We start from the raw sequence: 12767 nt of genomic DNA, 5'->3' as shown, positions 1-12767 counted from the left end.
TGCGGCTCTTTTCGCGGTTCCTGGCGGAGCGAGCCCGGCGGTAGACTCGGCTCAAGGCGGAAAAGCGCCTGCTCACGCCGCGGGACGCCTCCCTGTCAATTTGCTATCCACGTGAACTCGAAGCCCTCATTCCTGCCCCCGGCTGATGCCGACGCGCTGCGTCTGGATCAGGCTCTGTCGCTGCTCACGCAGTCCGGGCAGGGCGTGCCCGCGGGCGTCGAAGGCAGCGCGCCGTGGCTGCAGTCGCTGATCGACGCGCTGTGCGACCTGTCCAGCCGCGACGGTCTCACCGGCCTGGCGAACCGCCGCAATTTCGAGAACGCGATCGCCCGCGAGTCCGACCGCGTCGCACGCTCCGGCGAGCCCGCGCTGCTGCTGATGCTGGACATCGACCACTTCAAGCGCATCAACGACCACCACGGCCACGTCGCCGGCGACCTCGTCATCAAGGCCGTCGCCGACGCCCTCAACGCGACCGTGCGGCCGATGGACCTGGTGGCGCGCATCGGCGGCGAGGAGTTCGCCATCATCCTGCCCAACTGCCCTCCGGCGTTCGGCTCGACCGTGGCCGAGCGCATCCGCGCCCGCGTCGAGAGCCAGGCGATCCCGCTGGTCAGCGGCCAGCAGCTCGGCTGCACGATCAGCATCGGCGGCGCCTACGCCCCGCAATGGGTGCGTTCGACGCCCGCCGTCTGGATGGAGCGCGCCGACCTCCAGCTCTATCGCGCCAAGTCCGAAGGCCGCAATCGCACCTGCCTCGAGCCCACCCCCGTCTCCGTCGTGTCCGCCGAGGAGAAGGGCCTGTTGTTCGCATCGTCCATCTTTGGAGAAGACCTCTCATGAGTGACTTGGTGCCATCCTTCTCGCGGGCCGTGCGCCGGGCCGCCCCAAGGAGGCCCGCGCTCCCCTCGGGGGACGGATCGTCGTACCCGGCGCGGGAGGGGCTCGCATGAAGGCACGCATCACGGCCATCACGAGCGGCAAGGGCGGCGTGGGCAAGACCTTCCTGTCGGCCAACCTCGCCACTGCGCTCGCGCGCCAGGGCGAGAAGGTGCTGGTGCTGGACGCCGACCTGGGCCTCGCCAACCTCGACGTCGTGCTCAACCTGTTCCCGAAGATCACGCTGCACGACGTCTTCACCGGCAAGAACACGCTGGACCAGGCCATCCTCGAGGCGCCCGGCGGCTTCTCGGTGCTGCTGGCCGGCTCCGGCATGGTCGAATACTCGCGCCTGACGCCCGAGGTGCGCGAGCAGCTCGTGTCGGTCGTCCAGCAGGTCGTGCCGCGCTTCGACCGCATCCTGCTCGATACGGGTGCGGGTATCTCCGACGTCGTGCTCTACACGGTGTCGCTGGCCGACGAGGTGCTGATCGTGGCCACGCCCGAGCCGACCTCGCTGACGGACGCCTACGCCACCATCAAGGTGCTGGCCACCACGCAGGGCCGGCGCGACATCCGCGTCATCGTCAACCAGGTGAGCAAGCCGGGCGAAGGGCGCATCATCCGCGGCCAGCTGCAGCAGGTGGTCGACCGCTTCGTCAGCCCGGGGCTGGAAGTGCCGGTCAAGCTCGAGTTCGTCGGCGAAGTGCCGATCGACCCGTCGGTGCGCGACGCCGTGAAGAAGCGCCAGCTGCTGCTCGATTGCCTGCCCGGATCGGCGGCTGCACAAGCCGTCGTTGCCGCCGCCACGCGCCTGCGCGCCTGACGCGCATGCCCCCGCGGGCGCGCGCTCGCGCGCCACGTCCGACAATCCGGGCATGACCGATTCCGTTCCCGACACGAAGACGCCGACCCCGTTCGAACAACTGGGCGGCATTGGCGGCGTGCGCGCGCTCGTCGACCGCTTCTACGACCTGATGGACCTCGAGCCCGAGTTCGCCGCGCTGCGCGCGCTGCACCCGAGCACGCTCGACGGCTCGCGCGACAAGTTCGCCTGGTTCCTCACCGGCTGGCTGGGCGGCCCCGACCTCTACATCGAGCGCTTCGGCCACCCGCGCCTGCGCGCGCGCCACCTGCCGTACCCGATCGGCATCGACGTGCGCGACCAGTGGCTCACCTGCATGGGCCTGGCGATGGCCGAGATCGGCGAGGCCGGCGGCTTCACGGCCGACATGCAGCGGCGCCTGCTGGCGTCGTTCGCCAACACCGCGGACCACATGCGCAACACGGCCGGCTGAACGGCCGTCCGGCTGTCGAGGATGTCCTGACGAGCATCGTCAAGATCTCCTGACAGCGCACGACATCGTGATTTAGTAAGCACGCGAACGATTCGGCGATGGTGCGGTCCTGAAGTCGCCGGGCGATGATCCGAAACACCGAATGTGCAGGAACGCCCTGCACCTCGGCGGGAGAAATCCCCACACCAGGATCCTTGAATGCAACTGCTGCCGCTCCAGGAAGTCGCGAACCAGATCAAGCCGGGTCTCCCGCTGGCCTGGGGCATCCGCGACGGCAACGGCAAGCTGCTGCTGGCGCGCGGGCACCGCGTGACCGATGCCGCCATGCTCAGCACGCTGCTGGCGCGCGGCATGTTCGTCGACGCCGCCGAGATGCGCGCCGCGCTCGCCGCGGGACACGCGGCCACCAAGCCCAGGGAGGGCTTCTTCGGCCGCTGGCGGCTGTCGAGCGGCCGTCTCAACACGCTGCTGACGACGTCGCCGGCCGACCTGCGCGCCGCGCTCGACGAGGTGGTCAACGTGTTGATGTCGCTGGCCGACCGCTATCCCGACAAGGTGCTGTTCCAGATCCTGCGCCACGACCAGACCAAGCTGCAGTCCTACGGCGTGTCGCACTCGCTGCATTGCGCCGCGGTGTGCTGCCTGACCGGCAAGCGCATGGGCTGGGACGACAACCAGCGCCGCATGCTGGTGAGCGCCGCGATGTCGATGAACCTGTCGATGATCGAGCTGCAGGGGCGGCTGGCCGTGCAGTCGGGCCCGCCGACGCCGGAGCAGCGCGCGGCGATCCAGGATCATCCGGTGCGCAGCGCCGTCATGCTCGCGGCAGCGGGCGTCGACGATCCGTTGTGGCTGGCCGCGGTCGAACAGCACCACGAGCTGACCGACGGCACGGGCTATCCGAGCCGCCGCACCGACGTCGTGGAACTGGCGCAGGCGCTGCACTTCGTCGACGTATTCACCGCCAAGCTCAGCGCGCGTTCGTCGCGCGTCGCGCTCGCGCCCAACGTCGCCGCGCGCGACATCTTCACCGGCAGCGCCGGCCACCCGCTGGCGGCGGCGCTGGTCAAGGAATTCGGCATCTACCCGCCGGGCTGCTTCGTGCGGCTGGCCACGGGCGAGATCGCCATCGTCATCCACCGCGGCGAGTCGGTCAACACGCCGGTCGTCGCCTGCCTGACCAACACCGCGGGCCAGCCGATGATGCGGCCGCAGCGCCGCGAGACCACGGACAAGGCCAACGCGATCGTGGCGCTCGTGGCCGACGCGGACGTGATGGTGCGCGTGCCCTGGGAAACGCTGTACCCGGACGACTGAGTTCAGCCCTCTTCGCTGCGCCAGGCCGCGTCCAGCGCGGCCATCGCGCCGTCCCAGGCCAGCGCCATCGTCTCCAGCAGCTTCTTCGTGTCGGCGTTCTTCGCCGACGCCGCCGCGCGGCCCAGCCTCTGGTCCAGCGTCGCCGCGTCGCGGGCAAGCTGCTCGAAGGCGTGGGCGGCTTCGCGCAGGCGGGAGTCGCCCGATTCGTCCTGCCATGCCAGCCCGCGCGCGGCGAGGTCGAACGCGCCGGCGAAGCGGCGCACCGTGCAGGATGCCCAGTCCTCGTGATACGCCGTGCCGTATTCGCGCAGCAGCGGCAGGTCGTCGGCGATGCGCGCGGCGAAGCGGCGCAGCGGATTCGTCGCGGGCCGGAACGCCAGGTGGTTGCCGAGGTGGTGCAGCGCCAGCATCCGCAGTTCCGCGGTGGAGCGCGCGACGCGCCGATCCGCGCGGACGAACTGCGCGCGCGGCGGCAGCCGGCCCTCGTCCAGCGCCGCTACGGTGGCGCCCACCTGTGCCACGCGCGCGCCGCGCCAGTCGGCGATCGCCTCGAGGTCGGACGTGTCGTCCTCCAGCCCGAGCAGGTGCGTGACGTCGTCGCCGTGCGCCTCGGCATGGCCCGCGCCGTGGAAGTAGCCGATGCGGCGGGCGTCGAGGTCGACCTCGTTGAGGACGATCGTCCTCTTCGCGTGGCTGCGGCGATGCTCGGCGTCGACGGGCAGCCAGAACGCGTCGGCCTCGACGACCAGCGCGCGGCCCGCGGCCAGGTGCTCGATCGCGTGCTCGGCCAGCGGGCGCCACACGTCGAGCTCCTGCACGTCGATGCCGTAGAGCGCGCGCAGCTCGTCGCGCGACGGCTCGATGGCGGTGCACTGGTCGCCCTCGAAGTCGAGCGAGACGGTGGCGGGCCACAGCGCGTGGGGGTCGAGGCCGAGCGCGGCCAGCAGCTGGATCCACGGGGCCATGCGGCCGACGTCGGCGTGCGCGGGCGCGGGCGCGGCGCCGGCGGCGGGCTCGCCGACGGGCAGCGCGCGGGCATGGCGCACGCCGGCGCCGGACAGGTCCAGCTTCGAATGGGGAAGGTCGGTCGCAGGCATGCCGCTACTTTAGCGAACGCCGGGTCGCGTGCAGAATGGTCGCCGTGAAAGAAGACGCTTCCGACGCCTCCGCCGGTGCATACCCCGCCACCGTATGGGTCGAACCGGCCGCAACCGCGCGCGTGGCGGTGATGCTGCTGCACGGCCTCGACATGGATGCCGCGCGGCTCGCGCCCATCGTGAGGTCGCTGAAGCTGCCCGCGCTCGTCGCGTTGCCGTGCGGGCCGATCGAGCGCGCCAGCGGCGGGCGCGCGTGGTGGCCGGTGGACGACGCGGCGCGCGAGGCCCGCATGCGTGACGGCCCGGCCGACCTGCACGACAGCCACCCGCAGGGCCGCGAGCCCGCGCGCGAACTCGTGCACGCGACCGCTCTCGCGCTGCGCGAGCGCGCGCCCGGGGTGCCGCTGGTGCTGGCCGGCTTCTCGCAGGGCGCGATGCTGGCGCTCGACGCCGTCCTGCAGGCGCCACCGCTGCCGGTCGACGCGCTGGCGCTGTGGTCGGGCTCGCGCCTGGCGTTCGCGGAGTGGGCGCCGGCGTTGCCGAGGCTGCGCGGCGTGCGGGTGGACCTGGTGCACGGCATCGGCGACGCCAACCTCGGCATCGCCGCGGGACGGTCGCTGCACGATGCGCTGGTCGATGCGGGAGCGCGCGTCCGCTGGCTGCCGTTCGATGGCGGACACGAGATCCCGCCGCAGGCCTGGCTGGCCCTGCGCCGGCTGGTGCGCGAGCTGGCGGCGAACGTGACTTAACTGGCAGTGCGCGGGGTTTACGCCGTCGAGCGGGCACTGGACGCGTCGCTAGAATCGGCTGATACGTTTTGTAACCATGCCCGCCCCCCTCGTCGTCACCGTCCCGGATTTCGCTTCGATGCCGTGCCCCCGCACGCGCCTCGCGGCGGCCCGCGCCTCATCGTGAGCTCGCGCGACGAATGCGCCGCGCTCGCCACGCCCCGCGCTGATCGCCCCGGGCCGACGCCGCGCCGCCAGGCCGCGCCGGCGCCGCAGCCCGTGCTGATCGCTGCCGCCGGCCACACCTGCGTCGCGTGGTGGCACGCGCCCGCCGCGGGCGCGTCCCCGGCCTTGCCGCTGGCAATCGTGCTGGCGAGTTCGTGGGGCGAGGAAGACATGGCGGCCTACGACGCCCAGCGCGCGCTCGCGATCGCGCTGGCCGACGCCGGCCTCGGGACGCTGCGCTTCGAGTGGCCGGACACGGGCGACTCGTCGGCCGCGACCGGCAGCACCAGCGTCGCCGACGCGCTGGGGGCCTTCGACGCCGCGGCCGCGCGCGCCCTCGCGCTGTCCGGCCACGAGCGGCTCGCCTTCGTCGGACTGGGGCTGGGCGCGTTGCTCGCCGCGCATGCCGCGTCGGCGCGGTGCGATGTCGACGCGCTGGTCGCATGGATGCCGGTGGCCAGTGGCCACGCGTTCGTGCGCGAGCAGCGGCTGCTCGGCGCGGATCGCGTGTCGCTGCGGCCCGGCATGCTGCTCGACCCGGCGGAACTACCCGTGTCGCTGGGCGGCTTCGCGCTGCCGGTGCGACGGCTGGAAGCGCTGTCGGCGTTGCGCTGGCCGGCCGCGGCGACGACGTCGGTGCTGGAGGCCCTGGTGATCGAGCCGCCACAAGCGTCGGGCCGCGCGGCCCCGGACGCGCTCGCCCGCATGGGCATGCGCGTGCGCGAGCGGGCGCACGACGACCCGTCGGGCGCGCCGGCGCGGGCCGAGATCGTGCGCTGGCTGCGCGAGCGCGCCACCGACGCCACGGTGCTGCGCGGCGTGCCCGCGATCGAAGGCTTCGGCGTCGCCGATCCGGCCAACGTGCGCGCCCATGCCGCGCTCGCGAAGGCGCGCCTGGACGCGGCCACGACGGCGGTGCTCGCGCTGGCCCGGGGCGACGCGCCGGTGTGGATGCGGCTGCGCGAGCGGGGCGTCGCGCTGCGCGAACGCGTCGTGCGCATCGGCGACGCCGGCGAGCCCGCGCTCGTGGGCGTGCTGGGCGAGAGCGATCGCGCCGACAGCGACGCACCGCCGCGCGAGGCCATCGTGCTGCTGTCGTCCGGGAACGCGCGCCGCGTCGGGCCGCACCGGCTGTGGGTGCCCTGGGCGCGCCAGCGAGCCGCGGCGGACGACGTGGTGCTGCGGCTGGACATCGCGGGCAGCGGCGACAGCGCAGCGCACGCGGACGGCGATGTCGACGACGACGCGCGCGTCGCCGCCGACATCGCGCGCGCCGTGGCCTGGCTGCGCCGCGAGAAGGACATCGCCGCCTGTACGGTGGTGGGTATCGGCTCGGGCGCGACTCGAGCGTGGCGAGCGGCGCTCGAGGGACTCGACGTGCAACGCGTCATCGCCGTCGATCCGACGCATTTGCGCCGCAGGCCCGCGCGCGCGTCGCGCGCGCTGCGCCTGCTGCGGCCGTCGATGGGCGAGTTGGCCGTCGAGCTGGCGCGCAGCGCGGCGCGCGGCGTCTCGCTGAACCTCGTGCTGTCGCAGGGCGCGGGCGATCCCGTGGCGCAGCGGCGCGGCCTGCGCCTGCCGCGCGATGGCGGCGTGGCGATCTGCCGCATCGCGGCCGCGCATCCGGAGTTCGCCGGCCCGGCGGACAGGGCCAGGCTCCACGCGCGCCTCGATGCGCTGCTGTCGCCGGCGCGCTCCCACGTCGCCGCGCCGCTGGCCGGCGAGGCGATCGATGCCGCGCGGGGCCTGCGTCCGTCCGTCGCGACCGAGGCGCTGCGTGCCATCGCGCGTTCGAGCAGGCAGGCGACATGAACAGCGCCGAGCCGGAGATGCCGCGGCGCCTCGCCGCGCAACGCCTGGTCGCGGTGCCCTGGCGCCACGCCGGCCTGATCGCCGCGTGCGCGGTCGTGGGCGGCCTGGCGTCGACGATGCTGTGGCTGCCGCCGGCGCCTGAGCGCGTCGCCGCCGCCAGGCCGCATGTCCAGGCAATCCAGGACGCACCGTCGGAGGCGGCCGCCGGCATCGACCTGCGGCTGGACCTCGACCCCGGCGCGACGCAGGTTGCCGACGCGAGCCCGCCGCCATCGACGCCGCCGCAATGGGACGACGAGATCGACGCCGCGCTGCGCCAGGCCCCGCCGGCCGCGGGCGTCCTCATGCCCGCGACGCCCGAGCCTGCGCGTCCCGATGCGACGCTGCCGGGCCTCGTGGCCGGCCTGTTGCTGGGCCTGCTGATCGCGGGCCTGCGCGAGCTGCGCGGCCAGCGCATGCGCTCGGCGCGCGAAGCGGAGTGGGCGCTCGGCGCGCCGGTGCTGGGCACGATCCCGACGCTGTCGGCCAGGGCCCGCGGCGCCTTGCTCGAGCCCGCGGACGCCGCATGAAGATCGTCCACGACGCCCTGCTGTTCCCGCGCATCGGCCTGGGCGTGCTCGACTACCTGGAGCGCCAGGGCGCGGCGCCGGTGCAGCCGGTCGTCGATGGCGGCGCGGCGGCGCTGTCGGGCCGCGTGATCCTCGTGACCAGCACGCGCGCCGGCGAGGGCAAGAGCTTCGTCGCGCAAGGCCTCGCGGCGGCGCTGGCCGAGCAGCAGGAGGGCGATGTGGTCTGGGTCGACGCCGCGTTCGACCGGCCGCCCGCCGACGACGACATCTCCCGGCGCGGCGCGGCCGGCCTGTCCGAGATCATGACGCTGGGCTCGCTGCAGGGCCTGGCGCCGGCGGGCGCCGGGCCCGACCGCCTGTGGCGTCTCGGGCGCGGCGTGCTGGCGCAGCCCGCGCTGCTGCAGCGGCCCGACGACGTCGCCAAGGGCCTGACGGCCTTGCGCGCGGGCTTCGCGCTGGTCGTGCTCGACGCGCCTTCGCTGGCGGGCTGCGGCGCGCTGCTGACCCAGGCCGACGCGTGCGTGCTGGTCGTCGACTCGCGCCGCACCTCGCGCCGCGAGGCGCGCCAGGCCTTGGCCGACGCGGGCCTGGGCCCTGATCGGCTGGCCGGGCTGGTGCTCAATCACCGGCCGCGGCCGATCCCGCGCTGGCTGGGCGGCGACTGAGTCTCCCGTCGTCCCGGCCGCGGACGGTACAGTCGGCGCGAACGAGGGGAGAACGATGACCGAAGCCGATCACGCGGGCCGCCGGAGCGGACAGCCACTTCGGACGTTGGCGCGCTGGTGTCGGCAGGGGCTGCGCGCCGCGGTGCTGATGCGCCCCGACTGGCGCGGTCTGCGCAGCGGGCCCGGTCCGTTGCTGCTGGCCGTCGTCGTGTGCGAGATCGTCGAGGCCGTCATCTCGCGCGCCTTCATCGTCGGCGACGCCTCGGTGGACTGGCGTGCGCTGCCCACCCAGCTGGCGGTCGCGGCCGTGCTGGCCTGGGCCTGCTGGTTCGCGGTGCCGCCGCCGCCCGAGTATCGCGACGCCCGCCGCCATCCGCCCGACGCGCCGACCCTGTTCACGCTGTTCTACGTGCAGGGCGCGCTGCTGGTCGCGGTGCTCGATGGCGCGCTGGTGCCGGCGATCCGTTCGGGCTTCCTCGACCAGCCGGCGCACCGCGGGCTGGCCTGGTGGTTCTGGATGGCGCCCGTGTTCTGGAGCGTGGCGGCGATGATCCGGCTGATGCTCGGATCCCGCGCCGCCGGGCTGGGCCGGCGCTGGCTGGCCTGCGTCGTCGTGGCCGCGAGCTCGGTGGGGGCGGCCTGGCTGCTGCCGAACCAGTTCTGGTACGCGTCTTCGCCGCCCACGGCCTTCCAGGACAAGCGCCTGCGCCTCACGCAGGAGACGATGGAACTGCAGCCCAGGCTGCTGGCCTCGGCGCTCGACGCGATCGCGCCGCAGCGGCCCGGCGTCGTCGACCTCTACGCCATCACCTTCGCCCCCTACGCGAGCGAGGACGTCTTCATGCGCGAGAGCGCGCTGGTGGCCGACGTGATGGCGAACCGCTTCGACGCGCAGGGCCGCACGCTGCAGCTGGTCAACAACCGGGCCACCGAGACGCAGTTGCCGTGGGCGACCCCGCTGAACCTGCAGCGCGCGATCGAGCGCGTCGCGCAGCGCATGGACAAGCAGGAGGACATCCTCTTCATCCACCTGACCTCGCACGGCGGGGCCGACGGGGAACTGGCGGCGGCCGCGCGCCCGATGACGGTGGCCAGCGTGACGCCGCAGGCGCTGCGCCAATGGCTCGACGATGCGGGCATCCGCAACCGCGTCATCTCGATCTCCGCCTGCTTCTCGGGCAGCTGGATCGCGCCGCTGGCCGGCGACGACACGCTGGTGATGACCGCGGCCGACGCCGATCACACGTCCTACGGCTGCGGCTCGAAATCGACGCTGACCTTCTTCGGCCAGGCGATGTACGACGAGCAGCTGCGCCACACCTGGTCGTTCGAGGAGGCGCACGCCGCCTCGCGCAAGCTGATCGACCAGCGCGAGCGCGCGGCGGGCAAGGACGACGGCTATTCGAATCCGCAGATCAGCGTCGGACCGCGCATCCGCGAGCGCCTGAAAGCGCTGGAGGCGCGCCTGGCTGCTTCCGCGGCCAGGTGAGCGCCTCCAGTTCGAGGACGGGCGGGAAGACTCAGCGGCGCACGCCGCCGTCGCCCGTCAGCATTGACAGCTCGACGAAGTGCGACGCCGCATGCTCGCGGCCGAAGTTCAGGTTGAAGCCGTCGAAGTCGACGTGCTGCAGCGACTCCAGGCCGTTGGCCAGGCCTTCGCGCGTGTTGCTGCGGCCGCGGCGCAGGCCTTCGACGAAGATGCGCGCGTCGACGTAGCCCTCGAGGCTGGAGTAGTTGGCCGTGGCGTCGCCGCCGGCGGCCTTCACGGCGTCGAGGTAGTCGCGCACGATGGGCACCGCGCCCGAGAACGGGTAGGGCATGACCTGGCTGACGACCACGCCCAGCGCCTCTTCCTTGAGCTCGTCGGACAGGGCCTTGGTGCCGACGAAGGACACGTTGAAGAACTGGCCGCCGTAGCCGGCCGCGCGGGCCTGGCGGATGAACGCGGCGCAGGCCTTGTACGAGCCGATCTGCACCACGCCGTCAGGCTTGGCGGCGCAGATGGTCTTGACGGCGTCGCCGACGTTGATGGTGTTGCGCTCGAAGCTGCCGACCGCCACCGGCGCCAGGTTCAGCGCCTTCAGGGCCTTGACGGTGCCGTCCAGCCCGGCCTGGCCGTAGGCGTCGTTCTGCCTGAAGACGGCGATCTTGCTCAGGCCCAGGTTGTGCAGCTGGTTGACGATCAGCGAAGTCTCGTCGTCGTACGAGGCGCGGACGTGGAACACGTTCTTCAGCGCGGGCTGGCGCAGCGACATCGCGCCGGTGAACGGGCCGAAGAACGGAATGCCCGAGTCCTTGACCAGGGGCAGGCAGGCGACGGAGGTCGGCGTGCCGACGTAGCCGAACAGCGCGAAGACGTCGTCGTTGATGAAGGTCGCCGTGTTGGCCTTGGCGCGCGGCGGATCGTAGCCGTCGTCCAGCATGCGCAGCTCGATCTTCTGGCCGTTGACGCCGCCGGCGGCGTTGACCTTGTCGAAATAGAGCCGGGCGCCGCGATTGAGCTGGATGCCCAGCTGCGCGGACGGACCGGTGGAGGGAGCTGATTGGCCAAGAACCAGGTTGCCCGATTCCTTGCCAAAAGCGGTGGCTGCCGGCAGGGAGGCCAGCAAGCTCAGCATCGTGCGGCGCTTCATGATTTGTCTGCGCGGGAGGGACGCGCATCCGGAACTAGGGGGAATCTCGATTGTCGTTCAGCCTGATGACAATCAAAGCCGTGAAGTGCCGGGCAGAAGTAGTTGATTTCCCGAAGGCGTGAAACGGTTCACGAACTTTCTGTCGAGCAGATCCTTTTTTTGTGGCATTGACTTTCCGGTGGAAACGCTCGTTACCGTCCGTTACATTCGCTTGTCGGGAGCTCTTGATCGCGGCGGCGGCGCAACGGCGGATACCTCCCTGGGCATCGCCTTGCGCGCGGCGGACGCTCAGCGCGGCGGCTCCGCCGGGGGCAGCACGCCGCCGGTCGGCGCGGTGAGGCTGGTCATGCCGGTGTCGTTGTTGACCGCGGCCTCGCTGCGCCCGGTGCGCTGGCCCGCGAGCCGCGCCTCCAGCTCGCCGCGGTGGTCGTGGGTGTCGGTCGGGCCCTGCATCTCGGCGCGCAGGCGGGGCAGGGCGCCCGGGTGCTCGCGCTGCATCAACGCGATGAGGCCCTCGCGCAGCAGGCAGCACAGATCCCAGCTCTGGCCGGCGGACGGCGAGCTGACGATCAGCCGCAGCTTCATCGCGCGCTCGCTGGTGTCGACGACCTGCAGCAGGCAGACGCGGCCATCGAAATCTTTCGAGCCCTGCGCGAGGCGCGTGGCCTCCTTGCGCAGGGGCTCGAGGTCGGTCGTGTAGTCCACCCAGAAGAAGACGCTGCCGATGATCTGCGAGGTCGTGCGCGTCCAGTTCTGGAAGGGGTTGTCGATGAACCACTGCAGCGGGATCACGAGGCGGCGCTCGTCCCAGATCTTCATCACGACATAGGTGCTGGTGATCTCCTCGACGCGCCCCCACTCGCCCTGCACGATCAGCACGTCGTCGATGCGGATCGGCTGCGACAGCGCGATCTGCAGGCCCGCCAGCAGGTTGCCGAACACCGACTTCGCCGCCAGGCCGATCACCAGCGCCGACAGCCCCGCCGACGCGAGCAGGCTCGCGCCGAACTGGCGGGCGCGCGGGAACGTCATCAGGATGAACGCGATGCCCGCGAACAGCGCCACGCCGATGGCGATGCGCGCCAGCACGCGTGTCTGCGTGAGGACGCGGCGCGCCTCGAGGTTGTCGGCGACGTCCTGCGGATGCAGCACCGCCACGGCGTCGGCCACGCCGCGCACCGCCGCGATGGCCGCGGCCGTGAAGGCGGCGATCAGCAGCACCGTGACCAGCTGGCGCACACCGTCGACGTGCGGCAGGTCGTCGGCGGCGCCCTCGAGCGCGACCTGCACCGCCATCAGCGGCAGCAGCCAGCGCAGCGGCTTGTCCAGCTGCCGGTTGACGGCGTTTGCCACCGGCGAGTGGCGGCTGAGGCGGCGCGTGATCGGGCGCAGCACGAGGTAGACGACGACGCCGACCGCGGCGGCGCCGAGCGCGGTGACCAGCGGCATCAGCCAGTCGTCGTAGTCGTGCAGGTTCATGGCGCGGGCGGCGCGTCGAGGCGCCGCGGAAGGCAAAGGCCGCAGTCAGCAATCGGCGGGCCTTG

12 protein-coding genes are annotated in these 12767 nt (G+C 72.6%); 9 read left to right on the top strand and 3 right to left on the bottom strand.

The features are described 5' to 3' along the window. Nucleotides 1-111 precede the first annotated feature (111 nt). The 4 genes from LPC04_RS26605 to LPC04_RS26590 all read left to right on the top strand — a co-directional run bounded on the left by LPC04_RS26605 (nucleotide 112) and on the right by LPC04_RS26590 (nucleotide 3494). Nucleotides 112-843, top strand: a complete 732-nt coding sequence (locus tag LPC04_RS26605) for a GGDEF domain-containing protein (RefSeq protein ID WP_275685354.1) — start codon at nucleotides 112-114, stop codon at nucleotides 841-843. Nucleotides 844-949: 106 nt separating this feature from the next. Beyond that, a complete protein-coding gene (locus LPC04_RS26600; protein WP_275685353.1) occupies nucleotides 950-1705 on the top strand; it encodes a MinD/ParA family protein in 756 nt (251 codons plus the stop codon). 52 nt (nucleotides 1706-1757) lie between these two features. Continuing rightward, nucleotides 1758-2177: a group II truncated hemoglobin gene (locus tag LPC04_RS26595; protein ID WP_275685352.1), complete on the top strand. Its 420-nt coding sequence runs from the start codon at nucleotides 1758-1760 to the stop codon at nucleotides 2175-2177. A gap of 198 nt (nucleotides 2178-2375) precedes the next feature. Further along, a complete protein-coding gene (locus LPC04_RS26590) occupies nucleotides 2376-3494 on the top strand; it encodes an HD-GYP domain-containing protein (protein ID WP_275685351.1) in 1119 nt (372 codons plus the stop codon). Between the two features lie 2 nt (nucleotides 3495-3496). Here the strand turns inward: LPC04_RS26590 and LPC04_RS26585 are convergent, their stop codons facing one another. After that, nucleotides 3497-4591, bottom strand: coding sequence for a DUF1839 family protein (locus LPC04_RS26585; protein ID WP_275685350.1), 1095 nt, complete (start codon nucleotides 4589-4591; stop codon nucleotides 3497-3499). 44 nt (nucleotides 4592-4635) lie between these two features. Here LPC04_RS26585 and LPC04_RS26580 point away from each other — a divergent pair, with 44 nt between their 5' ends. From LPC04_RS26580 to LPC04_RS26560, 5 genes are all read left to right on the top strand, one after another. Continuing rightward, nucleotides 4636-5340 carry an alpha/beta hydrolase gene (locus LPC04_RS26580; protein ID WP_275685349.1) on the top strand — a complete coding sequence of 235 codons (705 nt, stop codon included), beginning with the start codon at nucleotides 4636-4638 and terminating at the stop codon, nucleotides 5338-5340. A 162-nt stretch (nucleotides 5341-5502) separates the two neighbouring features. After that, complete coding sequence (locus LPC04_RS26575) at nucleotides 5503-7356, top strand: hypothetical protein (protein ID WP_275685348.1); 1854 nt, start codon at nucleotides 5503-5505, stop codon at nucleotides 7354-7356. Beyond that, the gene (locus LPC04_RS26570; RefSeq protein ID WP_275685347.1) at nucleotides 7353-7925 is read left to right on the top strand and encodes a hypothetical protein; all 573 of its coding nucleotides are present in this window, start codon (nucleotides 7353-7355) and stop codon (nucleotides 7923-7925) included. Before LPC04_RS26575 ends, LPC04_RS26570 begins: the two co-directional genes overlap by 4 nt. Continuing rightward, nucleotides 7922-8590 carry a P-loop NTPase family protein gene (locus tag LPC04_RS26565; protein WP_275685346.1) on the top strand — a complete coding sequence of 223 codons (669 nt, stop codon included), beginning with the start codon at nucleotides 7922-7924 and terminating at the stop codon, nucleotides 8588-8590. Before LPC04_RS26570 ends, LPC04_RS26565 begins: the two co-directional genes overlap by 4 nt. Before the next feature lie 55 nt (nucleotides 8591-8645). Further along, entirely contained in the window at nucleotides 8646-10079 is a 1434-nt protein-coding gene (locus LPC04_RS26560; protein ID WP_275685345.1) for a C13 family peptidase, read from the top strand. Between the two features lie 31 nt (nucleotides 10080-10110). On the opposite strand, the gene LPC04_RS26555 is transcribed toward LPC04_RS26560, so the two are convergent. Further along, on the bottom strand, nucleotides 10111-11223 hold the full coding sequence (locus tag LPC04_RS26555) for an ABC transporter substrate-binding protein (protein ID WP_420854775.1): 1113 nt from the start codon (nucleotides 11221-11223) through the stop codon (nucleotides 10111-10113). A gap of 288 nt (nucleotides 11224-11511) precedes the next feature. After that, the gene (locus tag LPC04_RS26550) at nucleotides 11512-12702 is read right to left on the bottom strand and encodes a mechanosensitive ion channel family protein (RefSeq protein ID WP_275685344.1); all 1191 of its coding nucleotides are present in this window, start codon (nucleotides 12700-12702) and stop codon (nucleotides 11512-11514) included. Nucleotides 12703-12767 lie beyond the last annotated feature (65 nt).

The sequence above is a fragment of the Scleromatobacter humisilvae genome (assembly GCF_023231945.1).
Taxonomy (GTDB): Bacteria; Pseudomonadota; Gammaproteobacteria; order Burkholderiales; family Burkholderiaceae_C; genus Scleromatobacter; species Scleromatobacter humisilvae.
The sequence above is the reverse complement of the archived record's forward strand: the minus strand, read 5'-3'. Positions and strand labels throughout refer to the sequence as shown.

Bases quoted from the DNA above. Each gene is read 5' to 3' on its own strand.
- LPC04_RS26590 (WP_275685351.1), top strand. From the start codon at position 2,376: ATGCAACTGCTGCCGCTCCAGGAAGTCGCGAACCAGATCAAGCCGGGT.
- LPC04_RS26550 (WP_275685344.1), bottom strand. From the start codon at position 12,702: ATGAACCTGCACGACTACGACGACTGGCTGATGCCGCTGGTCACCGCG.
- LPC04_RS26570 (WP_275685347.1), top strand. From the start codon at position 7,353: ATGAACAGCGCCGAGCCGGAGATGCCGCGGCGCCTCGCCGCGCAACGC.
- LPC04_RS26555 (WP_420854775.1), bottom strand. From the start codon at position 11,223: ATGAAGCGCCGCACGATGCTGAGCTTGCTGGCCTCCCTGCCGGCAGCC.
- LPC04_RS26560 (WP_275685345.1), top strand. From the start codon at position 8,646: ATGACCGAAGCCGATCACGCGGGCCGCCGGAGCGGACAGCCACTTCGG.
- LPC04_RS26565 (WP_275685346.1), top strand. From the start codon at position 7,922: ATGAAGATCGTCCACGACGCCCTGCTGTTCCCGCGCATCGGCCTGGGC.
- LPC04_RS26600 (WP_275685353.1), top strand. From the start codon at position 950: ATGAAGGCACGCATCACGGCCATCACGAGCGGCAAGGGCGGCGTGGGC.
- LPC04_RS26595 (WP_275685352.1), top strand. From the start codon at position 1,758: ATGACCGATTCCGTTCCCGACACGAAGACGCCGACCCCGTTCGAACAA.
- LPC04_RS26585 (WP_275685350.1), bottom strand. From the start codon at position 4,591: ATGCCTGCGACCGACCTTCCCCATTCGAAGCTGGACCTGTCCGGCGCC.